The organism is Faecalibacter rhinopitheci (genome assembly GCF_015234135.1).
GTDB lineage: Bacteria > Bacteroidota > Bacteroidia > Flavobacteriales > Weeksellaceae > Empedobacter > Empedobacter rhinopitheci.
Genome location: NZ_JADGIK010000006.1, coordinates 45,907 through 70,495, shown reverse-complemented (window position 1 = coordinate 70,495; position 24,589 = coordinate 45,907). Strand labels below are relative to the sequence as shown.

The 24,589-nt window shown below is 28.5% G+C and carries 21 protein-coding genes; 17 read left to right on the top strand and 4 right to left on the bottom strand.

All coding sequences use genetic code 11. The features are described from left to right. The first annotated feature begins 211 nt into the window (after nt 1–211). The gene (radA, locus tag IM532_RS09675; protein ID WP_194183258.1) at nt 212–1,576 is read left to right on the top strand and encodes a DNA repair protein RadA; all 1,365 of its coding nucleotides are present in this window, start codon (nt 212–214) and stop codon (nt 1,574–1,576) included. Between the two features lie 53 nt (nt 1,577–1,629). On the opposite strand, the gene IM532_RS09670 is transcribed toward radA, so the two are convergent. Then, nucleotides 1,630–3,318: an Ig-like domain-containing protein gene (locus IM532_RS09670; RefSeq protein WP_194183257.1), complete on the bottom strand. Its 1,689-nt coding sequence runs from the start codon at nt 3,316–3,318 to the stop codon at nt 1,630–1,632. Between the two features lie 28 nt (nt 3,319–3,346). Beyond that, on the bottom strand, nt 3,347–4,012 hold the full coding sequence (locus IM532_RS09665) for a ComF family protein (RefSeq protein ID WP_194183256.1): 666 nt from the start codon (nt 4,010–4,012) through the stop codon (nt 3,347–3,349). A 41-nt stretch (nt 4,013–4,053) separates the two neighbouring features. Here IM532_RS09665 and IM532_RS09660 point away from each other — a divergent pair, with 41 nt between their 5' ends. Together IM532_RS09660 and IM532_RS09655 are read left to right on the top strand one after the other, a co-directional pair. Further along, nucleotides 4,054–4,500 carry a 6-pyruvoyl trahydropterin synthase family protein gene (locus IM532_RS09660; protein WP_194183431.1) on the top strand — a complete coding sequence of 149 codons (447 nt, stop codon included), beginning with the start codon at nt 4,054–4,056 and terminating at the stop codon, nt 4,498–4,500. Then, nucleotides 4,476–5,303 (top strand): UDP-2,3-diacylglucosamine diphosphatase, encoded by an 828-nt coding sequence (locus IM532_RS09655; protein ID WP_194183255.1) that lies wholly within the window; start codon nt 4,476–4,478, stop codon nt 5,301–5,303. The genes IM532_RS09660 and IM532_RS09655 overlap by 25 nt, the downstream gene beginning before the upstream one ends. Here the strand turns inward: IM532_RS09655 and IM532_RS09650 are convergent. Continuing rightward, entirely contained in the window at nt 5,238–6,182 is a 945-nt protein-coding gene (locus tag IM532_RS09650) for a DUF6427 family protein (RefSeq protein WP_194183254.1), read from the bottom strand. The genes IM532_RS09655 and IM532_RS09650 overlap by 66 nt on opposite strands. 39 nt (nt 6,183–6,221) lie before the next feature. Between IM532_RS09650 and IM532_RS09645 the strand changes: the two genes are divergently transcribed. The 8 genes from IM532_RS09645 to IM532_RS09610 all read left to right on the top strand — a co-directional run bounded on the left by IM532_RS09645 (nt 6,222) and on the right by IM532_RS09610 (nt 13,805). Next, nucleotides 6,222–6,413: a hypothetical protein gene (locus IM532_RS09645; protein WP_194183253.1), complete on the top strand. Its 192-nt coding sequence runs from the start codon at nt 6,222–6,224 to the stop codon at nt 6,411–6,413. A 148-nt stretch (nt 6,414–6,561) separates the two neighbouring features. Beyond that, on the top strand, nt 6,562–7,449 hold the full coding sequence (locus tag IM532_RS09640; protein WP_194183252.1) for a hypothetical protein: 888 nt from the start codon (nt 6,562–6,564) through the stop codon (nt 7,447–7,449). Between the two features lie 9 nt (nt 7,450–7,458). Continuing rightward, the gene (locus IM532_RS09635) at nt 7,459–8,025 is read left to right on the top strand and encodes a hypothetical protein (protein ID WP_194183251.1); all 567 of its coding nucleotides are present in this window, start codon (nt 7,459–7,461) and stop codon (nt 8,023–8,025) included. Between the two features lie 54 nt (nt 8,026–8,079). Further along, entirely contained in the window at nt 8,080–9,354 is a 1,275-nt protein-coding gene (locus IM532_RS09630) for an oligosaccharide flippase family protein (RefSeq protein ID WP_228063703.1), read from the top strand. Beyond that, the gene (locus tag IM532_RS09625) at nt 9,335–10,435 is read left to right on the top strand and encodes a glycosyltransferase family 2 protein (RefSeq protein WP_194183249.1); all 1,101 of its coding nucleotides are present in this window, start codon (nt 9,335–9,337) and stop codon (nt 10,433–10,435) included. Before IM532_RS09630 ends, IM532_RS09625 begins: the two co-directional genes overlap by 20 nt. Next, nucleotides 10,425–11,849: an O-antigen ligase family protein gene (locus IM532_RS09620; RefSeq protein ID WP_194183248.1), complete on the top strand. Its 1,425-nt coding sequence runs from the start codon at nt 10,425–10,427 to the stop codon at nt 11,847–11,849. Before IM532_RS09625 ends, IM532_RS09620 begins: the two co-directional genes overlap by 11 nt. Beyond that, complete coding sequence (locus tag IM532_RS09615) at nt 11,815–12,612, top strand: glycosyltransferase (protein WP_194183247.1); 798 nt, start codon at nt 11,815–11,817, stop codon at nt 12,610–12,612. The genes IM532_RS09620 and IM532_RS09615 overlap by 35 nt, the downstream gene beginning before the upstream one ends. Nucleotides 12,613–13,040: 428 nt before the next feature. Next, nucleotides 13,041–13,805, top strand: a complete 765-nt coding sequence (locus IM532_RS09610) for an O-antigen ligase family protein (RefSeq protein WP_194183246.1) — start codon at nt 13,041–13,043, stop codon at nt 13,803–13,805. Between the two features lie 454 nt (nt 13,806–14,259). Here IM532_RS09610 and IM532_RS09605 read toward each other — a convergent pair whose 3' ends face one another. Further along, nucleotides 14,260–15,645: an exopolysaccharide biosynthesis polyprenyl glycosylphosphotransferase gene (locus tag IM532_RS09605; protein ID WP_194183245.1), complete on the bottom strand. Its 1,386-nt coding sequence runs from the start codon at nt 15,643–15,645 to the stop codon at nt 14,260–14,262. 86 nt (nt 15,646–15,731) lie between these two features. On the opposite strand from IM532_RS09605, the gene IM532_RS09600 reads away from it, so the two are divergent. The 6 genes from IM532_RS09600 (at nt 15,732) to mnmG (ending at nt 24,588) form a co-directional block, all read left to right on the top strand. After that, on the top strand, nt 15,732–16,808 hold the full coding sequence (locus tag IM532_RS09600; RefSeq protein WP_194183244.1) for a glycosyltransferase: 1,077 nt from the start codon (nt 15,732–15,734) through the stop codon (nt 16,806–16,808). Nucleotides 16,809–16,893: 85 nt separating this feature from the next. After that, entirely contained in the window at nt 16,894–17,490 is a 597-nt protein-coding gene (locus IM532_RS09595; RefSeq protein WP_194183243.1) for a thymidine kinase, read from the top strand. Beyond that, nucleotides 17,477–19,942, top strand: a complete 2,466-nt coding sequence (locus IM532_RS09590; protein WP_194183242.1) for a bifunctional UDP-N-acetylmuramoyl-tripeptide:D-alanyl-D-alanine ligase/alanine racemase — start codon at nt 17,477–17,479, stop codon at nt 19,940–19,942. Before IM532_RS09595 ends, IM532_RS09590 begins: the two co-directional genes overlap by 14 nt. Nucleotides 19,943–20,024: 82 nt before the next feature. Beyond that, entirely contained in the window at nt 20,025–22,241 is a 2,217-nt protein-coding gene (locus tag IM532_RS09585; protein ID WP_228063702.1) for a patatin-like phospholipase family protein, read from the top strand. A gap of 4 nt (nt 22,242–22,245) precedes the next feature. Beyond that, entirely contained in the window at nt 22,246–22,662 is a 417-nt protein-coding gene (ybeY, locus tag IM532_RS09580; protein ID WP_194183241.1) for an rRNA maturation RNase YbeY, read from the top strand. 57 nt (nt 22,663–22,719) lie between these two features. Beyond that, nucleotides 22,720–24,588, top strand: a complete 1,869-nt coding sequence (gene mnmG, locus IM532_RS09575; RefSeq protein ID WP_317173010.1) for a tRNA uridine-5-carboxymethylaminomethyl(34) synthesis enzyme MnmG — start codon at nt 22,720–22,722, stop codon at nt 24,586–24,588. Nucleotide 24,589 lies beyond the last annotated feature (1 nt).

The following is a 24,589-nucleotide window of genomic DNA, read 5'->3' as shown; positions in this document are numbered from 1 at the left end:
GTTTAATTTGAGTTAAAAATAATCTACTTACAGACTATTTTTTAACATTTAACGCAACTTTATCTAAACATAAAACATTGTTAATAAACATAATATTTTTTTAACCAAAACCTGTATTGTTGTTAATAGTTTTAAGAAAAATGATTTTTTAAAGGACTCAATTTGTCGCGGTGAATGATTAAATTTGTTACTGATCAAAAAATAAAATACAATGGCTAAAACAAAAACAACATACTTCTGCCAAAGTTGCGGGACACAAACCTCTCAGTGGATGGGGCAATGTAAAGCTTGTGGCGAATGGAATACCATTGTAGAAGAAATTGTAGATAAAGGCGAGGACAAGAAAGCTTGGAAAGAAAAAGGTTCGAAACAAGAAAAAACATTTGCCCTTAATATTCGTGAAATTAATCCTTTAGGCGAAATTAGAATTTCTACAAAAAATCAAGAATTAGATCGTGTTTTAGGTGGTGGAATCGTTCCAGGATCTGTTATTCTCGTTGGTGGTGAACCTGGTGTTGGAAAATCAACATTAATGCTACAAGTAGCTTTGAAATTAGATACTGTAAAAATTCTTTACGTTTCTGGTGAAGAATCGGTTTCTCAAGTTAAGTTACGTGCTGAACGTATCGGAATTGAATCAGATCAATGTTTTATTCTACCAGAAACTAATACGCAAAAAATATTTACACATGCGAAAGAAATTCAACCTCAACTAATAGTTGTCGATTCGGTACAAACTTTACAAACCCCACATGTGGAATCTTCTCCAGGAAGTATTTCTCAAATTCGTGAAACAACGTTTGAGCTAATTCAGTATGCCAAAGAAACCAATACGCCCATTATTTTGATTGGACATATTACTAAAGAAGGTGTAATCGCTGGTCCTAAAATCTTGGAACATATGGTGGATGTAGTGTTACAATTTGAAGGGGATCGAAATCATATTTACCGAATTCTTCGTGCCAATAAAAATCGTTTTGGATCTACCGCCGAAATTGGGATTTACGAAATGCAAGGCGCTGGATTACGCGAGGTAACCAATCCGTCGGAAGTTTTGATTACCAAAAAAGATGAACTATTGAGCGGAAATGCAATTGCGGCCACTTTAGAAGGTGTTCGACCTATGTTAATTGAAATACAAGCTCTAGTTTCTTCTGCAGTTTATGGAACACCTCAGCGAACTGCAACTGGTTTTGATGCAAAACGATTAAACATGCTTTTGGCTGTGTTAGAAAAAAGAGCCGGTTTTCGATTGAATATGAAAGATGTTTTTCTAAACATTACAGGTGGTATTCGAGTAGACGATCCTGCTATCGATTTAGCGATAATTGCCTCTATCCTTTCTTCGAACGAAGATTCTGCGGTTCCGGATAATTGTTGCTTTGCGGGAGAAGTAGGTTTAAGTGGTGAAATTAGAGCGGTAAATCGTGTAGAACAACGTATTATGGAAGCGGAAAAACTTGGGTTTGATGTGATTTTTATTTCTAAATACAATAAAATTAAAGATACAGATTTTGGTATTCGTATTGTTCGGGTTTCTAAGGTTGAAGATATATATAGAACATTATTCCAATAATTGAATATGGATAAAATATAAAAGCGAGCTAATAGCTCGCTTTTATATTTTATCTATTTATTAGTTTTCTTTTCTTCTTCGGGAATTTTTTCAATTGGCAAAACAAATTTTTCACTTTCTTCATTAATTATCCATGTTTCATCTGCATCCCACATTGGTCTTACATTTATTTTCGTAGGATAAATATATACTGGCTCGGGTTGTCGGGCTGATAAAATATCTCCTGTATCCCATATTCCATTGTTATTTTTATCTACCAATAATCTTAGATAATATTCTCCTGGTAAAAGATTAATAAAATCAAACTCTCTACCTACTCCTTTTCTTTCTTCATAGATATCGTAAGTTTGATTTTTCTTAATTAATTGAAGAATAACAAAACCTTCTTGTAAGTTATTAACACGAACTTTTAAACTTCCAAAGTCTTCTCTAGTTCCCGTATTTGGTTGATAAACTAATGTATCATTAGGTGCTTCAAAATGATCAATAAATGCTTTAGGAAGAGCATTAACTTCAAATTTTTCTGCTAAATCCTTTTTAAAATTAAAATGTATAATTTGCTTATTAATAGAATCTATGTTAACATCAAATGGAATTTCAATAGTATCTCTAAAAACATTAATTAATGATTTATCAATAGATTTTATAGGCGCAGAAGCTAAAATTTTAAAATTCTGATTTGGAGCTAATTTTGAATCATTTAGTGGTTTAAACGTTAATTCATATTCTTTTATAGGTGTTGTATATAATAAACTAACGGTGTCAATTTTCTCTTTATGTTGAATAGCAAATCGTAGTCTTTCAGATTTATTCTCAAATTTTTCAACTTCGGGATTAAACCAAAAATTAACCGAATCTTTTTCTAAATGAATATCAATTTTAGCGGTTTTAAAATCACGTCCAATAGGTGTAATTTTTATTGGCTGCTCTGCTCCTTCAGTTTTAAATAACAACTGTCCAAAACCTTTTTGTTCAGATTTTACAATGCGATATGATGGTTTCTGACGAAATAATTTTAAATCTACATTTTGATTTTCCTTAAGTTCTATTACTTCATTATTAAAAGCTATTTTTTCCTTTCCAAAATCAAATTTTGTATTCTCTAAGGCATCTTCAAACGCAATAATTTTATACTGACCATCACGTAAGTATTTTAAATTAAATTCTCCATTTTCATTTACCCTTGCGATATAATATGGCTTTTGTTTTATAATAATACTGTCATTAAAATTTTGGTCGTACTTATATAATCCAACTAAAACTTTTTTAGGTAAATCAAAATCATATCCAGAGTATATTTTTCCTTTAATAGATAAGGAATCTATGTAACTACCTGTAGAAAAAACGTAATTAAAGTTAGACAATTTGTTGTTTTCGTTGTAATCTTGGATTGCATCTCCAAAATTAAAACTGTACGTAGTATTGGGTTGTAAAGGTTCTTGTAACTTAATCTTCACTTTTTTCTCTGCCATACTAATTGGCGTAACAATAGGATTACGATCAAAGGGTGGAGAAATAACCGAATTTTTAGAATATTCTTTAATTTGAATATATTCATCAAAATTAATCTCTATTTCCTTGATATTTGGATCCACATTAACGGCCAAAGTATCAGGATTAGAACCAATTAATTTTGGTGGTGTTTCGTCCCTTGGTCCACCACTTGGAGTACCTTGGCGCGCACAAGAATTAAATGAAATAATACCTAATAAAAATAGGCTTAGGACAACAGCTTTATTCATGCGTGCAAGTTAATAAAAAAGCATTGTATTAAGCACATGCTATTGTAATTACACTTATTTTAACATCGTTTAAATCATTAAAAGGTAAGACAGCTTGGCTAAGTGTAGCTCCAGTCGTTAATAAATCATCCACAACAATATAATGACCTTTAATTGTTGTATCTGTAAGAAGAAAAGCATTTTTTAAATCATTAATTCTTTCTTTTTTTGATTTAAAAACTTGGGAAGAATTAAATTTATTTCTGATTAACAATTTATCAAGATAAGGTAACTGATTATTAATTGCCAGTTGTTTTGCAAACAATTCTATTTGGTTATATCCTCTAGATTTTAATCTTTTTGAATGAAGTGGAATTGGTATTATACCATCAAAATTACTTAAATCTAGTTGAATTTTATCCGCCAAACTAATTCCTAGTTCTGGCCTATTTTTATATTTAATTTCATGTAAAATTGATTGTGTAGCATTTCTTTTATCAAAATGTAAAAGACTATATGCTGCTTCTACTCTACAATTTTGATACAATTGCTTAAAAGCTTTATTCTTACGGTCTAATTCCCAATGTGTGTAAGATAAATTTCCTGCACAATATGCACACAACGTTTGAGATGTAATTATCACATCATCACAATGGATACATCTCATGGGAAAAAATAAATCAACCAAAGAATTTAGGATTGTTTTGATTTCCATTACCTTTGCAGATTAAAGCATTAATAATAAATTTAATGAAAATTGTAAGACTTACAAAGACATTTAACTTTGAAACAGCACATGCTCTACATGGTTATGATGGAAAATGTAAAAATATACACGGACACTCGTACAAATTATTCGTAACGATAAAAGGTAAACCTTCTGAAGACGTAAATGACGTGAAATTAGGAATGGTGATGGATTTTGGAGATTTAAAAAAGATTGTTAACGAGGAAGTTGTTGATATATTTGACCATGTCATTTTATTAAACCAAAACTCTCCACATAAATCATTGGGAGAAAATCTGATCAAAGAAGGACATAAAGTAATATTTACGGACTATCAACCATCTTGTGAAAATATGATGCTATGGATGGTAGATAAAATAAAAAATCGTCTGCCTGAAGGAATAGAACTTGTCGCCTTAAAACTTCATGAAACTGAAAATTCTTACGGAGAATGGTTAGCGGAAGACAACCAATAAATATAGATTTAGCTCCTGGTAAAAAGGTCTATTTTTCTTCAGATCATCATTTTGGTGCACCAAATGAAGAAGATAGTCTTGTACGTGAAAAACATTTTGTAAAATGGTTAGATGAAATTAAAGATGACTGTGGAACACTGTTTTTACTTGGAGATTTATTTGATTTTTGGTTCGAATATAAATATGTAGTTCCTAAAGGGTTTATTAGAGTACTTGGAAAATTAGCCGAAATAGCAGATCGTGGTATCCCTATCTATTTTTTTGTTGGTAACCATGATTTATGGATGAAAAACTATTTGGAAGAACAGATCAATGCGATTGTATTCTGGGACAAACAAGACTTTATTATCAATGGGAAAGAATTCTTTATCGTACATGGTGATGGTAAAGGTCCAGGAGATATGGGTTATAAAAGAATGAAGAAAGTATTTACGAATAAAATTTGTCAATTCTTATTTTATCTTTTACATCCAGATATTGCAATGTGGTTAGGAATTACAGCATCACGAAAAAACAAAATGATTTCTGGTGATGAAGATGTTCACTTTTTAGGTGTAGATAATGAATGGTTAATCCAATATTCTGAAAGGCAATTGGAACGTAAACATTACGATTATTTAATCTATGGACATCGCCACTTACCAATGGAAATTACCATAAAAAAATCCAAACACTTTAATTTAGGTGATTGGATCAATTATTTTACATACGGAGTTTTCGATGGTAATGATTTTGAACTAAAAACTTACCTCGGTGATCAAACTATAGATACGAGGAATTCGATCATAAAAATTGTAAAATAGCATACAAACTAAATAGCTCCATAGGATGGTTTCCTTTAACCAATTCATATGGGGTTTTTTATTTGCGAAGTATTTTGTAAAAATAATCATAAATAAAATTCCGAAAAAACATAAAAATTTAATTTCAGCACCTCCATATAATACACAAATTAATATTAAAGAAATCAACATTAAGTGTAACAAAAGAAACACTCTTTTTACATGAACAGATTCTTTATTCGCATTTATTAAAAAATTTGCAAATGCAACTATTGCGAAAATAACAATAGGTACAAGAAAGATTTGCTTAATATCAAATTCAAAAAAATTGAAACTCAAAGCTTTTTGATAATAATCAATTAAGAAGTTGAAATCTAATAAATAACTTATTTGTACGAAGACTAATAATGGAACTAATAATCCTAAAATGGCTAATATTATAATAGATGAATCTATCCCTTTTAAGGTTAAAAAATAAGTAAACACTACTAGACCTAATATAAATAAAGGGGGATTTAATAGAATTGTAAAGCCTAAAAAAACTCCAATATCAAAAGCTTCAAACGTTTTGGATTGATCTGTTTCAAAGTAAATTAGTTTACTGGTTATATATGTAACTAATAGTAAACTACCCGCCATTTTATAATCCAATAGCTGTACCATAAATGGCATCATCCAAAGGATATAAAACCATGTAGTATAGGAACTCTTAGAAATTAATTCATTATCACTATCTATATATACTACATAACCTATCGTTAGGAAAGATAATGATAGCCCTATAATTTCTAAATTACTCAGATAAATGCTATTAAAATTCGTAGCACCGAGTATAGAAAATAAAATGATGATAAAAATTTGTATAAAAAAATTCCTTTTCGCAAGTAGATTAACTAACATTTTTATAACTTTGATGCAAATTAAGCAATAAAGTAGGATATGGGATTAATAACTGATTTATTTTTTGCAATTGGTAGCCTTTTTAAATGGATGTTTGAAACTCTATTATTACCAATTGGTTATTGGGCTGGATGGTTCTTTACCATCGTTGGAATTTCTTTAATCATCTGGTGGTTATATAGGTTAACGCAGTTCGGTAGCGAGAACGAGAAAGATTATACAGGTTGGTAAAATTCAACTCAAAAAATATCAAATAAAAACCTCAGGATTATAATTCTGAGGTTTTTTAAAAATAATTAATAATTAAAGTTTTCTTTCTAATGATCATTTCATAAGATTTGTATCTTTGGAAAATTAATTTAACTACTAAACAAAATATATGACTTCTAATCAAGAAATTGATTTATTCAAAATAATTAATAAAACATTTACTTCATTCTTCCGATTTATTAAAGACAATCTATTAATGATGTTTTTTTTAACAATCATTGGTGCGATTTTAGGTTATTTCGTTTCTCCGGTACTAAAGAAATATGAAAGTAGAATATTAGTTTCTCCTAATTATGGTACTGTAGACTATCTATACAATGAAATCGATTTAATAAACTCAAAGATCAAAGATAAAGACACAGTTTTCTTAAATTCAATTGGCTTAACATCTCCAATTTCAAAAATTAGTATAGAACCAGTCAACAGTGTTTATCAATTTGTACAAGAGAGTGAAAAAAACTATGACCTTATAAAGTTATTTGCTGAAGATGGAGATATAAATAAGGTTGCAGATGATGAAAAAACTAGTAAGAACTATAGAGTTCATCAAATCAATATTATAACTAAAAAGCAAACATTGAATGAAAGTAATATTGATAAGTTAATGCACTTCTTAAATGAAAATAAACACTACAATGAGGTTAAAAAAGTTTTAATTAAAAATAATGAAGCACGTATTATTTCTAATGGTAAGACAATTGAACAAATTAATTCAGTCTTAGCTAAATTTAATACCGATGTTACCGATAATAAAAGTCCTAATTTGGTTTATTTTAATGATAATAACCAATTAAACGATTTAATTAACACTAAAAACAATTTGATTAAAGAAAATGAGTCTTTAATATTAGAAAAAATTAATTCTACTAATATCATCAAAAAGACTTCTCATTTCTTAAATATTCAAGAAGAGAGTAAAACTAAATTATTAGTTATCGTTTTCCCGTTTTTATTCTTAAGTATTTTCCTAATTATTAAAATGATTCTAAAAAAATAATATTATTAAATGAAAAAACTATCTATTTTACTTTTTGTAAGTATTTTTATTTTACAAAGTTGTGGTGAGGACAAAAAACCTGTTGAAAAAACAGAAAAAAGACAATTAACCTTAAATGATAATACAGCGAATTTATCAAATGATTTAGAATTAACAATTAATGCTGATTTCAATACAAATGATGAAATTGTTGTTTTTTGGAAAGATAAATCTATTGGCTGGTTTGATGATAAAAATGTAATCTACGCTGGTGCAGCTGATATTGATGGACATCAATCTGTAGAAGTTAAATTTCCTCAAGGAATTATTCCGAATGACCTAAGAATTGATATTAGTAGTAATGATAAGCAAGAGTCTATTAAGATTAATTTCATTAAAATAAAAAGTGGTCCTAGAGAGTTTTATATGTTCGGTGATGAAATAGACAAATACTTTAAGCCGAATGACTTTATTTCTTATGATAAATCAAGTAGGAAACTAACTTTCAAAAAGGTTAACGACGATTACGACCCTTTTCTGAATACGACTCACGATTTTATTCTTGAGTTAGAAAAAGTTTTAAATACTCAATTTTAGTAACACATAACAAACAAGGATATTTTTATATCCTTGTTTTATTTATAACAAATTTTGATACAGCAAATTTTAATAAAATATAAAGAGCACAAAAAATTAATTCTGAATTTTATATTTCTAGCTATAAACCAAGCCGTAGAAATGTTTGTGCCTTTAATAACTTTTAGATTTTTAATTGATACTATTGGAATTGAAAAATTCGGGTTATTAAATTTTGTTATGGCTTTTATTATCTATTTTCAAATACTTATTGATTATGGATTTAATAACTCTGCTACAAGACAAATTTCTTTGTATGAACATCATAATAAGAGATTAAATATTATCGTTAATAAAGTAATTTCTGCTAAACTATATTTAATCGGATTAAGTACTGTTGTTTATTTAGCAGTAATTTTGTTAATTCCAAGTTTTAGAGAATACTTTTTGATTTATTTACTTTATTATGGAGTAGTAATTGGATATGCCTTTTCTCCTTCTTGGTTTTTTCAAGGTATGCAGAATATGAAAAATTATATTTTAATTAATTTAATTTCAAAAATCCTGGCCCTAATAGCAATCATTCTTATAATTTCTAATGAAAGTGAATATTGGATAGTTCCTTTGATTTTTAGTATTAGTTATATATTTATTGCTTTTATAACAACATACCAATTGTTTAGTATCAATAAATTTCAATTTAAATTAAATAATCCGAAGAAAGTAATAAGTGAACTAAATGAAGGAAAATATTTCTTCTTATCAGAATTGCAAGCTACACTCTTTACGAATACAAATGTTTTAATTTTAGGTTTATTTTCTACTTTAACAAATGTTGCATATTTTACAACAGCAGACAAGTTAAGTAGATCTTTAAGAAATATTCAGATACCTTTATCTAACGCATTATACCCTTTTCTCACGAAAAAAATCAACCAAAATCCTATTGATGGCCTGAAATTAATTAATAAAATCACATTATTAGGCGTAATTATAACAAGTATAATATCAATTATATTAGGATATTTAGCTGAATATCTAATTGTCTTATTATTTGGTAATAAGATGATAGAAGCTGTAGAGATCTTTAAAATATTATTATTGATTCCTTTATTCTCTTTTATTGATAATATGTATGGCAAACAAGTACTTTTAAACCTAAAGAAAGACAAATTATTTTTTAGAATATTCCTTTTTTCATCAATAATCTGTCTAATATTAAGTCTTATTCTAACGTACTTATATGACATCAAGGGAACTGCAATTGCTATTGGAATCGGACAAGGAATATTAGCGTTTAATATGTTTTACTTTGCACAAAAAGTAGTTTATGGAAAAAATAAAAATTAGTATCATCATTCCAGTATATAAACCTGGAGAATACATTCACGATTGCATTAATTCTTTAATAAATCAAACCTTTAAAGAAGCTGAATTCATTTTTGTAAATGATGGATCTCCTGATAATGTCCTTGATGTATTAGAAGAATATCAAGCAAAATATGCAAGAATAAAGATCATAACCCAAAAGAATCAGGGAATTAGTATAGCCCGTAATACTGGGCTTCAAAGTGCATGTGGTGACTATATTGGTTTTATGGATAATGATGATTATTATGAATTAGATTTTCTTGAAAACCTATACAATGCAGTAAAAATAAACAATCTTGATATTGTAGTTTCTCGAACAATTGAAGAGCGTGATGAAAAAAAATTAGTCAAAAATCCAATCTTCAAAACAAATAAAATTTATGATTCTGAGTTTTCTAAAAAAAATTTCATTAAGAATCTTATGTTGGAAGAATCTTTATTTGCCGTGTGGAACAAGTTGTATAAACGATCTATGATTGAGGAGCATCAAATTAGATTTCCAGCTAATAGAGAGATTGAAGAAGATTGTATGTTTAATTTGCAAGCCTTTAATATTGCTTCTAAAATAATGTTTATAGATTACTATGGATATAATTATAGAGAGGTCCTAACGAGTGAATCGAGAAGGTTTATTGAGAGAGATTTATTTTCTAAAGCGTTAGAAAAATTTCATTTTGATTATAAAAATAAATTTGGACTCCAACTCACTGTAGAAGAAGAAAGAGAATATAAAAGTATACGTTTAATAAATCGAGCTGTTTATTTAACATTTATATGTTCTAATGATAAATCTACATTTTCATTAAAGTATAATTATATAATAAATATAATTAAAAATAAAACTTTAATCGATGCCGTTAATGCATCCTATAATAATCCCTTATTAAAACAAGGTAAATACGATACACTTTTAAGATACATAATTAAACAGCAAAATTATACGTTATTAAAATCTATTATATGGATTATTCATATGGTATATACACCAAAATTGTCTGAAGTTTTCAGAAGCTTAAATGGTACTAATAAAAACGTTGAATTGATTAAGAATGAAAATTAATTTAGACAAAACAATAAATTATCTATTTTTACTAGGATTATTTTTCTTCGGATTTAATCAAGTAGAAGTCATGCCTTTCATGGGAGAATATGTACGTGAATTTGGATCAATTTTCTTTTTTATCGGATTTTTTTTCATGGGGATAGAAGTATTAAAAACAGGAAGAATCAACTTACCTTATAAAAATAATCTATACATATTAATATTAGTATTTTATATAATTACTATATGTTGTTCTATAGTTAATATTCCTTCGATTATTGAAAATTATTTTAAAAGAACGACTGGTATCTCGAGATTCATTAGACAAATGATATCGTTAACTATTCCTATTTTTATATTCTTACCTTTCTTTTTCAGAGCCATTCAAAACTGGGATAATAGGAGGATATTTTTTACTATTCGAAAAGTATTTACTCTCTCACTAGTATTCGTTACATTCTATTGTTTTTGGGAATTATTATTTTCCTATTTTGGTTTTTATCCTGCTAAATATATTTTAGAGATTTATGGATTATTTCCCTTTATGGATCCTATTTTGTACACTACCGGAAGAATTTCTGGGATAACATATGAGCCTCCATTTTTTGCAATATATCTTATTACTATATCAGGTTTCATATTTAGTTATATCCTTACCGAAAAAAATATTATATATAAATTTACACCTAGTATTGTACTCCTAATGTGGACATTTTTTTCAGGTTCTAGAACAGGTTTATTAGTTATATTTTTTATTTTTTTCTTATTTATGGTCTTTTTGTACAAACAGAATTTTTACCGTAAACAAATTCATTACACGTTAATTTTTTCTGTACTAGCATTATCATTAATAATCTTATCCAACCCTGAAAAGTTAAAAGATTCTGTTTTAGAAAAAATTGAAAGTTTAGACTTTGCTGGAAATTTAAAAACGAGTGTTTCTAATAAAACAAGATTCGGAATGCAATATGCCTCTTTACAAGTTTTTAAAGAGAATGCCATATTTGGGGTTGGTTTCGGTCAACAAGCTTATCATTCCCAACATCATTATCCTAGATGGGCTACTGTAAATAACTGGGAATTTGATCAATTTTATAAAAATAAAAAAGAGCTTTCATTTCCTCCTGGTTATAATATTTTCACAAGATTATTAGCAGAACTGGGAATAATTGGATTTACAATATGGGTTACTATTTTATTATATAGCATAAGATTAGCTTATAAAATTTATAAAAACTCAGACGATGAAATTACCCGTGTATTATTAGTGAGTATTTCAATCTCACTTATCGGATTATATATAAATTGGTTACAAACTGATACTTTTAGAATGTATGGGGTTTGGATCTTTTTTGCCATTTTAATGAAATTAGACTATCAACAAAAAAATAAATACAATGAACAACAACTTATTAATAATTCCTCATTATAACAATCCGACAGGCTTAGCTGCATCTATTTCTTCTATTGGTAAGAATGAGAAATTAGATATTATCATTGTAGACGATGGCAGCACTGAAAAGAAAGTTGATGAAGAACTAGTTTTGAAAAACAAACATTTCCAGGGATCGATTATTTTTAAATATTGCCAAATCAACCGTGGAATTGAATATGTACTTAATGATGGTATAGATTACGCTGTAAAGAATAAATATAAATATATCTCAAGATTAGATTGTGGAGATTTATGTGTAGCAAACAGATTCGAAATTCAAGAGAATTTTCTTAAAAATAACAGTGATTATGCGTTAGTTGGTAGTGCAGTAAAAGCTGTAGATAAAAACCAAAAGTTTCTTTTCAATGTTAATAACCCTTTAACAGACGAAGAAATTAGAAAAGTAATGAAATCAAGATGCGCGTTCATTCATCCAAGTGTAATGTTTAGAAGTGATATTATTCCAGTAGTTGGAAAATACCCAACAAATTATAAAGCTGCTGAGGATTTTGCTTTTTTTGTAAATATTCTAAAGAAATATAAAGGTAGAAATATAGAGAAACCATTAGTAATTATAGAAATTAATACGAAAGGTATATCCATACAGAATAGAAAGACTCAATTAAATAGTAAAATTAGAATTTTAAAAGAAAATTTTTCGTTTTCATTAGATTCAATTATTGGATTATTAAAAAGTTACATACTTTTATATACACCTAATAGCCTTGTTATTTTTTTAAAGAAAATCTTTTTTAAATGATAAATTTGAAATATATTAATACTTATTCTTTAATATTTTTTACACTAATACTACCTTTTTCACCTGCATTATCTAACATCTTTTTTGCTATATTTTGCGTTTCGTCAATTACTGAATATATTATTAATAGAAAACAATCTCATACTATAAAGACAACATATGTTTCTTATGTATTCTTTCTTTTAATAGGTTATCTCTTAGTTAATGGGTTGTTACAAGGATCTTACTTAGCCAATAAAACATTATGGAAGTTTCTACCAATTTTGGGTATAGGAAGTCTATTCATGTTGTACAAAAAAGAATTTTCATTCGATTCTATCAAAAAAGCTTCCATTATAAGTTGCATCTGTTTCGTTGTGCTATGTTTAATTAGAACAGTAATCTTCTATTCTCAAAATAACTTTATTCCCTTTGCTAACGAAGGAGAAATGGTAGATATTTTAAAAATACATCGTCCCTATTTAGGCTTTTATGTTTTATTAAATATTATTTTAAGTTTCGATTTAATTATGAACTCAAAGCTTAAGATGTATAAATATATTTACTCTTCTATTCTCGTTTTTTTTGCTACATTTTTAATTCTTATCACGGCTAGATTATCAATCATTAGCTTTGTAATAATTGCTCTTATTTATATCCTTTTTTACCTTAAACTAAACATATTTAAGAAAGTAACTTTAGGATTTACATCTTGCATAGCTTTTATGCTTCTTTTAAGTTATAATCCTAATATTCAAGAAAGATTAAATCATAATAACATTGAATTATTAGTAGATCATGAGCCTAGATTTGTTATTTGGGAAAGTATAAATACTATAAGAAATAACGAAGATTTCAACACAATAATTGGATACGGGAATTACAATTTAATAGAAGATTATCTAGTCATTAATTATGAAAAATCAATTGAAAAAATAGAGAAGAGAAATTATTATTTAAATGAGCGTTTTAATACCCATTCTCAATATTTTGATTACTTTCTTTTTGGTGGTTTTCCAGCTTTAATTCTTTTCACCGCTTTTTGTATAATTTCTTTATGGATGACTAAAAGATATTTTACACCTTTCGCAATTATTGTTTCTTTTATACTGTTCTTTTCAGTCGAAAATGTATTTCATAGACAACTAGGCTGTTACCTTTTTATACTTTACTATTTTCTTTCCCTTAAAAGAACTGAAAAAATAGTGGTATAGTTGATTGATATTTAGTCATATTTATTCTATATAAAACAAAATCCACTATGAAAAAATCGTAATGGATTTTGCTTTTAAATTGAAAATGCTTCAATATTTTTTAAAATGTCAAAGCGGTATATTGTTTGCCAAGGTATTAAAGATTCTCTTAATCCATAATGGGATTTTCTTTCTGATACATGGTAAATAACATATTTTCTATAATACAATATATATATTCGTAGGAATAATATTCCCTACATTTGTAAGCATAAAGTTTTCCCTTTTTAATACTCTTATTAGTCTATACATATTTCCTATATAAGGAGGACCATTGATCACACTAGGATGATTCTATAATTAATCTTCTATCCTTTGATATCAAATTAGTTATTAAAAAAACAATAATCTGTTTAAGAAATTCAAAATATAGCTTGTAGACAAGGGATAATTTGTTCTACAAGCTATATTTTAATTATATAGCATTTTTATCTCCTAAGAACATTTTAAAAACAGTTTTAATAATTATTACAATATCCATGTAAAAAGACCAATTTCTTACATAAAAAATATCCGTCATAATTCTTAATTCCATATCACGGTCTGAGTTAATTTCTCCTCTATATCCTTTTACTTGCGCTAAACCTGTAATACCAGGCTTTACATAATGTCTAAGGGTGTATTCATTAATGATTTTAGCATAATGAGCATCTTGCGAAATCATATGAGGTCTAGGTCCAACAATTGACATTTCTCCCTTCAAAACATTTATAAACTGTGGTAATTCATCTAAGCTTGTCTTACGTAAAATTCTTCCTATCTCAGTAATACGACTATCTCCTCTTACAGTAGCTTTAATATCATTATCTTTATTAGGTTTCATAGTTCTAAATTTTAAACATAGAAATTCTTTACCAAATAATCCATTTCTCTTTTGTTTATATAAAATAGGAAAACCTGAATCTATATAAATAAATAGTGCAATAAGTGGATAAACAAATGGAACTAAAAAAAATAATACTGCAAGTGAAAAACATATATCAAAAAGCCTTTTCAAAACTTGATATCGTATAAAATCTAAAGGGTATCTTGAAAAACTAAGAACTGGAAAAGTTTCATAATAATTTATTTCTAAATTATTATTATAATCCATAAAAGTATCAGAAATAAATTCAACCTTTTTATATTTATTTTGTGCATTATATAAGATGAAATCTATTTGCCTTTCATCTAATCCTGAATTTAAACTTAAGTAAATAATATCTAATTTAGGGTTTCTTAAATGATTTAAATATTCTTCTTCTACAAAACTTTCATTCGTATATATTTTTTCTAAAAAAACTGAAAGCTTTTGTGATTGGAGAGTCTCTAAAAAGCTATTACTAATCTTATTTTCACCTATTAATATTGCATTCTTCAAATAGTATCCATTATTTAATCTTATTTGTATTATTATATAAAATAATAATCTAGAAACTAGCACATATATAAATATTACGATTGAAAAACCTAAAGTTTCAAAATTTGAATATAAGTTTTCGTCTTTAATTCCAGAAATTGCAAATAGAATAATTGAAAATAACGCACTTTGTACAATACTTTTTTTAAATACGTTTCCCAGTTTTATATTCTCATTTAATAAATAATATTTCACATATTCTGCAATAACAAACCATGAAAATATAAATATTAAAAAAGATTTATATTGTACAAGTAGCAAAATTTTTAAACCATTTACACTTCTCTCCCAATTAGGATAATGCAAATACAAAAAGAAAATAAATAATAAACTTAATAGGGAAAAATCTAGTAAAATATTAAGGAATCTAAGATTTGCATTTTTTTTGTTTTTATATTGCATTTTATGTTTATTTTATTTTAAGATAAATATTTATAATTAAGGGATAAAAATACTATAAACTTTTATCTTTGTTGTAAACAATTATTTTGAAAATAGTACATTTTGTGGAAGCTTTCGGAGGCGGTGTATACACCTATGTGAAAGATTTGTGTAACTTTTTAGTTGAAAACGATGTAACTGAATCATTACAGGTACACCTTATATACAGTCCGAATAGAGAAGAGTTTAATAAAGATTTATTTATAAAAGAAATTAATCCCAAAATAAAACTTTATGAGATTGATATGATCAGAAATATAAATATCTCTATTGATTATAAAGTACTAAAGCAAACAAGATTAATTTTAAAAAAGATACAACCTGATGTTATACATCTTCATTCTGCTAAAGCGACTGTTTTAGGAAGAATATCTGCTTATAATATAGTTCAAAAAAATAAAATTTTTTATTCCCCTCATGGATATTCATTTGTCCAACAAAATATATCTTCCCCTAAAAAAATAATATTTAAAATTATTGAAAAAACGATGCCATTACTTGTTGGTGGTATTACTGTAGCCTCTGGAGATACAGAATATGAACTAAGTAAAAAATATGGGAAAGCGGTATTAATTAGAAACGGAGTAGATTTAGAATTACCAAATAATTTATACAAAAAACCACACAATGAAACTTTAACCATTGGAACTGTAGGTCGTCTATGCCCACAAAAAAACCCATCTTTTTTTAATGATCTAGCTTTAAATCTACCTCATTATAAGTTTATTTGGATTGGTAATGGTGATTTGATTAATGAAATTACAGCTCCAAATATTGAAGTTACTGGATGGATAAGCTCTCGTGAAGAGTTACTGAAAAAAATTAATCAGCTAGATATATATACGCAAGTTTCATTATGGGAAGGTTTACCTATATCTATTCTAGAAGCAATGGCTATAAGAAAGCCTTTAGTTGTTAGTAATGTAATAGGAAATAGAGACACTGTAAAAAATAACTTCAATGGATACACTTTTAATTCAATCACGGAAGCTATTGAAAGTTTTAAAAAACTCGAAAATCTTACTTTAAGAGAAGAATTTAGTGAGAATTCGTATTTATTTTGTGATGCTGATTTCAATAAATCTAAAAATTTTCTAAAATTACTAGATTTGTATAAATCCTAAGATTTATTTAAGCTCAAAAAATATCTTATAATTTATTCCGTAAATTTGCTCATTATTTTTAGTAAACACTAACGCATCATTTATTATGTTTATCGAAAACACCTTTCATGATCAAACAAAAACAGGTTGGATTGAAGTTATCTGCGGCTCTATGTTTTCTGGTAAAACAGAAGAATTAATTCGACGTTTAAAACGTGCCGAATTTGCCAAACAAAGAGTGGAGATTTTTAAACCTACTGTAGATACACGCTATGCAGAACGTGAGGTAGTATCACATAACCAAAATTCAATTACAAGCACACCTGTAGAATATTCATCTAGTATCTTATTATTGGCTGATGATTGTGACGTAGTAGGTATTGATGAAGCACAATTTTTTGATGAAGGTATCGTAGAAGTTGCTAATCAACTTGCCAACCAAGGTAAACGTGTAATTGTAGCTGGTTTAGACATGGATTTTAAGGGAAGACCTTTTGGTCCAATGCCAAATCTAATGGCAATTGCAGAATATGTTACAAAAGTGCACGCTATTTGCGTACGTACTGGAGGACTGGCTCATTATTCTCATCGAATTATCGATAGCGAAAAACTAGTCGAATTAGGAGAAACTTCTGAATATGAACCTTTAAGCCGTAAAGCTTATTTAGAAGTAAATAATAAAGTTAAAATTGAAAAATTATAATTTACAATCTATAGTTGAAATCGTCTCTGGTCAATTGATCGGAGATGGTGAAACGCTTATCGAACAAATTTTTTTCGATTCACGTTTAATTGTTCATCCTGTAAATGGTATTTTCTTTGCCCTTGCCGGAAATCAGAAAGATGGACATCTTTATATTGCAGATGCATATCATAAAGGTATCAGAAACTTCGTGGTTTCTCAACCTATACAACATTATGATAACATTAATCAAATAATTGTTCAAAATCCATTAACTGCACTACAAAAGTGGGCACAATACCACCGCCAAAAATTTTCTATTCCAATTATCGGAGTCACAGGTTCTAATGGGAAAACTATCGTAAAAGAATGGTTGAACCAATTGTTATGGAAAAATTTCAATATATCTCGTAGTCCAAAAAGTTACAACTCACAATTAGGTACCGCTCTTTCTGTACTTCAACTTACCGATGTTACTACTTTAGGGATTTTTGAGGCTGGTATTTCTATGCCAAATGAGATGGAAAAATTAGAAGAGATAATTCGTCCTACCATTGGTGTATTAACTAAAATCGGGAATGCTCATTTAGAAAACTTTCAAAATGAACAACAACTAATTCAAGAAAAACTTAAACTATTTACCAATGTAAATAAATTGGTATATAATATAGAGAACATTCAACTTCATCAAACTATATTATCTGATAAACATTTATCTAAAATAGATCGGATTACTTATGGATATAGTAAAGAAGCTGTTGTACAAATCCAACAAATTATCTCTCAAGAAATAAATACTGAAATTTCTATTTTACATAATAACGAGATATACACTTATTCTATTCCTTTCACAGATGATGCTTCTATAAAAAATAGCCTAATCTGTTTAACGACTTTAATCGCATTAAACGTTGATTACAAAGAGTACGTTAACGGATTTGCGAAGTTACTGCCTATTGAAATGCGACTTGAAATTAAAGAAGCTATAAATAATTCCGTTCTTATAAATGACTCTTTTAATTCGGATTTAAATTCTTTAAAAATTGGTCTAAATGTACTTAATCAACAAGCTAAAGAAAGAAAAACGCTGGTATTAACTGATATTTTACAAAGTAATTTACCGGATAATGAATTGTATCAACAAACGGCAGATCTAGTAAATCCTTATCAATTTACAGAAATTGTTTTAATTGGAAATAAAATTTCTAAACATAAAAATTTGTTTCAATCTTATGTCAGATCTTATACATCAACAGAAGAATTTTTGACTCATTTCAAAAGTCAAAATGTATATAACGAAGCAATTCTTTTAAAAGGAGCTCGTCCATTTCAATTAGAAAAAATATCAGAAGAATTAGAAACTAGAACACATGATACGGTTTTAGAAATAAATCTTCAACACTTAATTCAAAATATCAACACTTATCGCTCTTTATTAAAACCAAGTACAAAAATGATGTGCATGGTAAAAGCGAATAGTTATGGAGTTGGAAGTTTTGAAGTAGCTAATGTTCTTGAAAATAATGGTGTAGATTATCTTGGAGTAGCTATTGCTGATGAGGGAAAAGAATTAAGAAAAGCTGGAATTTCGTTACCGATCATTGTAATGAATCCTGAACAAAGTAGTTATTCTACTGTAATAGATTATCAATTAGAGCCAGAAATTTATAGCTTTCGTGTATTAGATTTATTTGTAAAAAAACTTAAAGAAAAACAAATCTCAAGACCTTATCCGATTCATATAAAATTGGAAACAGGAATGAATAGACTTGGTTTTCACGAAGAAGAATATGAACATTTAATTGATACATTAAAACAAACTCCTCAAGTTTTTGTACAATCCATTTTCACACATTTAGCAACAGCAGATATGGAAGATGAAAAAGAATATGTTAACTACCAACTAAAGCGTTTTAATAATGGATATAATATTTTGTCTGATGGATTAAATATTAAACCTATTAAACATTGCCTTAATTCTCCTGGTATCGTAGCTTTTAATGATCATCAATACGATATGGTTCGCTTAGGAATTGGAATGTATGGATATTCTGAATACACGGATTTTATGAATAAAAAATTGCAACCTGTAGTTCAATTTAAAACCGTTATTTCACAAATATCTACTCTAAAAATTGGAGAAACGGTAAGCTACGGAAGACGTTTTAAAGCTGAAAGAGAGTCAAGAATAGCTACACTTCCTGTAGGATATGCAGATGGTATAAGAAGATCTTTAGGCTATGGAAAAGGTAAAGTTGGTATACATGGAAAATTAGCTCCTATCACAGGTACAATTTGTATGGATATGATGATGATCGATGTTACTGATATAGATTGTAACGAAGGTGATGAAGTAATCATTTTCGGATCTTATCCTACATTAGCAGATATTACAAAAGATCTGGATACTATACCGTATGAAGTCTTAACTTCCATAGACATGCGGGTAAATAGAGTTTACTATAAAGATTAAAAAATAAAGGTTGTGAAATTCACAACCTTTATTTTTTAATCTTTATTTAAAGTATCTTTATAAGATAATAATCAGTACATTAATGAGCATAAGACGATTCATATTAGCAGTTTTCTTACTTCCTGCAATAAATTTTGCCCAAGACAGTATTACTCCTACTTATAGACCAAAAGTTGGTGTTGTATTAAGTGGTGGTGGTGCAAAAGGCTACGCTCATATAGGTGCTTTAAAAAAAATAGAAGAGGCAGGCATTAAGATTGACTATATAGGTGGTACAAGTATGGGAGCTATTGTAGGTGGGCTTTACGCTGCGGGTTACTCTCCAGATGAATTAGAAAAAATTATTAAACAACTCGACTTAACGTCTCTTATTATCAATGAAAAAAATCGAAAAGAAATTCCATATTTCGAAAAATATAATAGTGAAAAATATATATTAGAACTTCCATTTAATAATTTTAAGCTTACTATACCTCAGGCTATATCTAACGGGCAAGGACCACTAGATATGCTAACATACCTATTTAGACATGTACATGACATTACTGATTTTAAAGATCTTCCAATTCCATTTGTTTGTATTGCAACTAATATAGTAACGGGAGAAGAAAAGATATTCAAATCAGGATATTTGCCACAAATAGTGCTTGCTAGTGGCGCTTATCCTTCTATGATAAAACCTGTTAAAATTGGGGATGATCTCTATATTGATGGTGGAGTTCTCAACAACTTTCCAGTAAAAGAAGTAAAAGATATGGGAGCAGATATCATCATTGGAGTCGATTTACAAGACCCTCTAAAAACTGCTGATGAGTTAACTTCTGCAACTGATGTTATGATGCAAATCGTAAAGTTTAACATGGAAAAAAAATCTGAAGAGCAACGAAAATTAGTTGATCTTATGATTGTACCAAAAATGGATGGATATAATGTAACTAGTTTTGGAGATATTGATCCTATATTAAAAACTGGTACCGAAGCCGCCACTTTACAATTTGAAGCACTTCAGAACATTGCTAAATTACAAGGAAATCTAAATAATGAAAGGAAATCTTTAGATCTGAAAGAGTATATTTTAGTAAAAAATGTGAATATTAACGGTAATTCTACTTTTAATAAAAATTATATTGAGGGAAAACTAAAAATTAAATCACCACAATTAGCAAGTTTTGAAGAAATTCAACAAGGAATTAATCGACTTTATTCTTCAGGAAATTTTAGTAAGATTGAATACAAATTAATGGATAATGACGTCAAAGATTATAATCTTGATCTCGTTATTACAGAAAATCCAGTAAAACAGAAACTACGTTTTGGACTTCATTATGATGATTTTTTCAAAACTAGTTTGTTACTAAACTTTACGGCCAAAAATTTAATTTTCAAAAATTCAACACTGTCTACGGATTTTGTAGTAGGCGATCATATTCGTTACAACATGAATTATTTTGTAGACAACGGATATTATCCTAGCGTAGGTATAAGATCTAGAATGTATCGTTTTAAAAAGGAAGTAGATCTACGAGATCTAAGTACGGAAGAACATCCAGACTTAGGTGAATTAAATTATACTTTTAATGATTTTATAAATCAATTTTATATCCAATCAACTATCAAAGAAAAATATGCTTTAGGATTTGGTTTAGAGCATCAATACATAGAGCTTTTTACAAAGAATATTTCTAATGTTTCCAATTTTCCTTACTCTGCTGATAACCGTGGTAATTACTGGAAAGCCTATACATATATAGGCGCTGATAATCGTAATAATCCTAATTTTGCATCGCGTGGATTTAAATTTTATTCTTCTCTAAAATATATTTTTGATTCAAATGTTAAAAACTTTGATAAAATTTATGAATTACAAGCAGATTTAGAAGCTAATTTTCACATTAATAATTTCGTAAGTTACAGATTTACTGCTAACTTTGGAACCTTTTTTAACGGGAATAATACAGACCCTCAAAAGTTTATAGTTGGAGGATATGTTCGACAACGATTTTTAAATTATACGAAGTTTTATGGATTACCTTTTGCCTCAGTAATTGGAGATAATAAATTAATTATTGGATCTGAGCTTCAATTTAAAATACTTAAAAATCATTATGCCGGTGTATTTGCTAATTTAGCTAATGTAGAAGATAGATTAGAGCATATTCAACTTTTAGATTATAAATATTTAGGGTTTGGAGCAAATTATGGTTATGATAGTCCTTTAGGACCTCTTAATTTTATTTGGTCATTTTCTCCTCACACAAACAAAGGTTTGTTTAATTTAAGCTTAGGCTATTGGTTTTAAAACAATGATAGAATTATTTTACGAAACAGAATTTGAATTACAAAACAGTCAAGAATGGATTGACTGGATTACTGAAAGTATGAGTAATGAAGGTAAGTCAATCGAGGAATTAAATTACATATTCTGCGATGATGAGTACTTATTAGAAATTAATCGTCAATATTTAGACCATGATTATTATACTGATGTAATTGGTTTTGATAATTCAGAAGATGATGTCCTTACAGGTGATATTTTTATTAGTATAGAAAGAATTGCAGATAATGCTGAGCAAAATAATGTTTCATTTGAAAACGAATTAGCTCGTGTGATGATTCATGGAATCCTTCATTTTGCTGGTTATCCTGATAAAGGTGAAGATGAGAAAAGAATCATGACAGAAAAAGAAGATTTTTACTTAAATAGATTTCAAATTAAATAATGTTCCACGTGGAACATTGTTTGTTTTTATAAAAATATAAACAAGATTATATCCATGATATTTCAATCAGAATATGACGTAATTGTAGTTGGTGGTGGACATGCTGGAGCCGAAGCAACTGCTGCCGCTGCTAATTTAGGAGCCAAAACATTATTGGTTACTATGAACCTACAAAGTATAGGTCAAATGTCTTGTAACCCTGCAATGGGTGGAATTGCAAAAGGACAAATTGTACGCGAAATTGATGCATTAGGTGGTTATTCAGGAATCATCACAGATAAGACAATGATTCAATTTAAAATGTTGAATCTATCTAAAGGTCCTGCTATGTGGTCGCCAAGAGCACAATCAGATCGTATGCGATTTGCTGAAGAATGGCGTCTTTCACTAGAACGTACTGAAAATGTAGATTTTTTCCAAGATATGGTAAAATCATTAATCGTAGAAGGTGGTAAAGTCTGTGGAGTTCGTACAGCTATGGGAATGGAGATTCGTTCTAAAGCAGTAGTTTTAACTAACGGGACATTTTTAAATGGCTTAATTCATATTGGAGAAAAGCAATTTGGAGGTGGTCGTATGGGAGAAGGTGCAGCATTTGGAATTACTGAACAATTAGTAGATTTAGGTTTTCAAGCAGGTCGTATGAAAACAGGAACACCACCTCGTGTAGATGGTCGTTCGTTGGATTTTTCAAAAATGATGGAACAAGCTGGTGATGAAAACCCTTCTAAGTTTTCGTATTCAAACACACCTAAACTGACAAAGCAACGCTCATGTTGGATTACATATACCAACCAAGACGTACATGATATGTTACGTGAAGGTTTTGATCGTTCACCAATGTTTAATGGTACAATTAAATCTACAGGACCGAGATATTGTCCATCTATAGAAGATAAAATAAATCGATTTGCGGATAAAGACCGTCACCAAATATTTGCTGAACCTGAAGGTTGGGATACTGTAGAATATTATATAAATGGGTTCTCTACTTCCCTACCCGATGATGTGCAAGCTAAAGCATTAAGAACAATTCCAGGTTTTGAGAAAGCTAAAATCTTTAGACCAGGTTATGCTATCGAATATGATTATTTTCCACCAACACAATTAAAACATACATTAGAAACTAAACTAATTGATAACTTATATTGTGCAGGACAAATAAATGGAACGACAGGATATGAAGAAGCAGCTTCACAGGGATTAATGGCTGGAATTAATGCAGCTTTAAAAATTCAAGAAAAAGATCCATTTATCTTAAATCGTAATGAAGCTTATATAGGTGTTCTTATTGATGATTTAATTACTAAAGGAACAGAAGAGCCCTATCGTATGTTCACATCTCGTGCTGAATATCGTATCTTATTACGTCAGGATAATGCTGATGAAAGATTAACACGTAAAGGTTATGACATTGGTTTAGCTTCTGAAGAGCGTTTAAGACGTATGGATGAAAAGTTTAAAAATGCTGAAAAATTGGTTAACTATTTTGAAGAGCATTCTGTAAAACCAGCTGAGATTAATGAAATGATTGAAGAACGTGATGGGTCTCCATTGGCTCAGCCTAATAAAATGATTAATGTAATTACTCGCCCAGAATTAAAATTAGCCGATTTTACTAAATTAAATCGTGTTGCTAATTTTATTGAAGAGAATAACATTAATGAAGAGGAATTAGAGCAGACTGAAATTCAGATTAAGTATAAAGGATATATTAAGAAAGAGCAACAAAATGCGGATAAACTAACGCGTTTAGAAAATCTTAAAATTCCTACAAATATTGATTATAGTATTATGGGTTCAATGTCTATCGAAGCAAGACAAAAACTAGATAAGATAAGACCGGCTACTGTGGCACAAGCATCACGTATTAGTGGAGTTTCTCCAGCTGATATTAGTGTTTTATTAATACATATGGGAAGATAAA

Excerpts from the sequence above, each read along its gene's own strand:
- radA (WP_194183258.1), top strand. The coding sequence starts at position 212 with ATGGCTAAAACAAAAACAACATACTTCTGCCAAAGTTGCGGGACACAA.
- IM532_RS09670 (WP_194183257.1), bottom strand. The coding sequence starts at position 3,318 with ATGAATAAAGCTGTTGTCCTAAGCCTATTTTTATTAGGTATTATTTCA.
- IM532_RS09665 (WP_194183256.1), bottom strand. The coding sequence starts at position 4,012 with ATGGAAATCAAAACAATCCTAAATTCTTTGGTTGATTTATTTTTTCCC.
- IM532_RS09655 (WP_194183255.1), top strand. The coding sequence starts at position 4,476 with ATGGTTAGCGGAAGACAACCAATAAATATAGATTTAGCTCCTGGTAAA.
- IM532_RS09650 (WP_194183254.1), bottom strand. The coding sequence starts at position 6,182 with ATGTTAGTTAATCTACTTGCGAAAAGGAATTTTTTTATACAAATTTTT.
- IM532_RS09645 (WP_194183253.1), top strand. The coding sequence starts at position 6,222 with ATGGGATTAATAACTGATTTATTTTTTGCAATTGGTAGCCTTTTTAAA.
- IM532_RS09640 (WP_194183252.1), top strand. The coding sequence starts at position 6,562 with ATGACTTCTAATCAAGAAATTGATTTATTCAAAATAATTAATAAAACA.
- IM532_RS09635 (WP_194183251.1), top strand. The coding sequence starts at position 7,459 with ATGAAAAAACTATCTATTTTACTTTTTGTAAGTATTTTTATTTTACAA.
- IM532_RS09625 (WP_194183249.1), top strand. The coding sequence starts at position 9,335 with ATGGAAAAAATAAAAATTAGTATCATCATTCCAGTATATAAACCTGGA.
- IM532_RS09620 (WP_194183248.1), top strand. The coding sequence starts at position 10,425 with ATGAAAATTAATTTAGACAAAACAATAAATTATCTATTTTTACTAGGA.
- IM532_RS09615 (WP_194183247.1), top strand. The coding sequence starts at position 11,815 with ATGAACAACAACTTATTAATAATTCCTCATTATAACAATCCGACAGGC.
- IM532_RS09610 (WP_194183246.1), top strand. The coding sequence starts at position 13,041 with ATGGTAGATATTTTAAAAATACATCGTCCCTATTTAGGCTTTTATGTT.
- IM532_RS09605 (WP_194183245.1), bottom strand. The coding sequence starts at position 15,645 with ATGCAATATAAAAACAAAAAAAATGCAAATCTTAGATTCCTTAATATT.
- IM532_RS09595 (WP_194183243.1), top strand. The coding sequence starts at position 16,894 with ATGTTTATCGAAAACACCTTTCATGATCAAACAAAAACAGGTTGGATT.
- IM532_RS09585 (WP_228063702.1), top strand. The coding sequence starts at position 20,025 with ATGAGCATAAGACGATTCATATTAGCAGTTTTCTTACTTCCTGCAATA.
- ybeY (WP_194183241.1), top strand. The coding sequence starts at position 22,246 with ATGATAGAATTATTTTACGAAACAGAATTTGAATTACAAAACAGTCAA.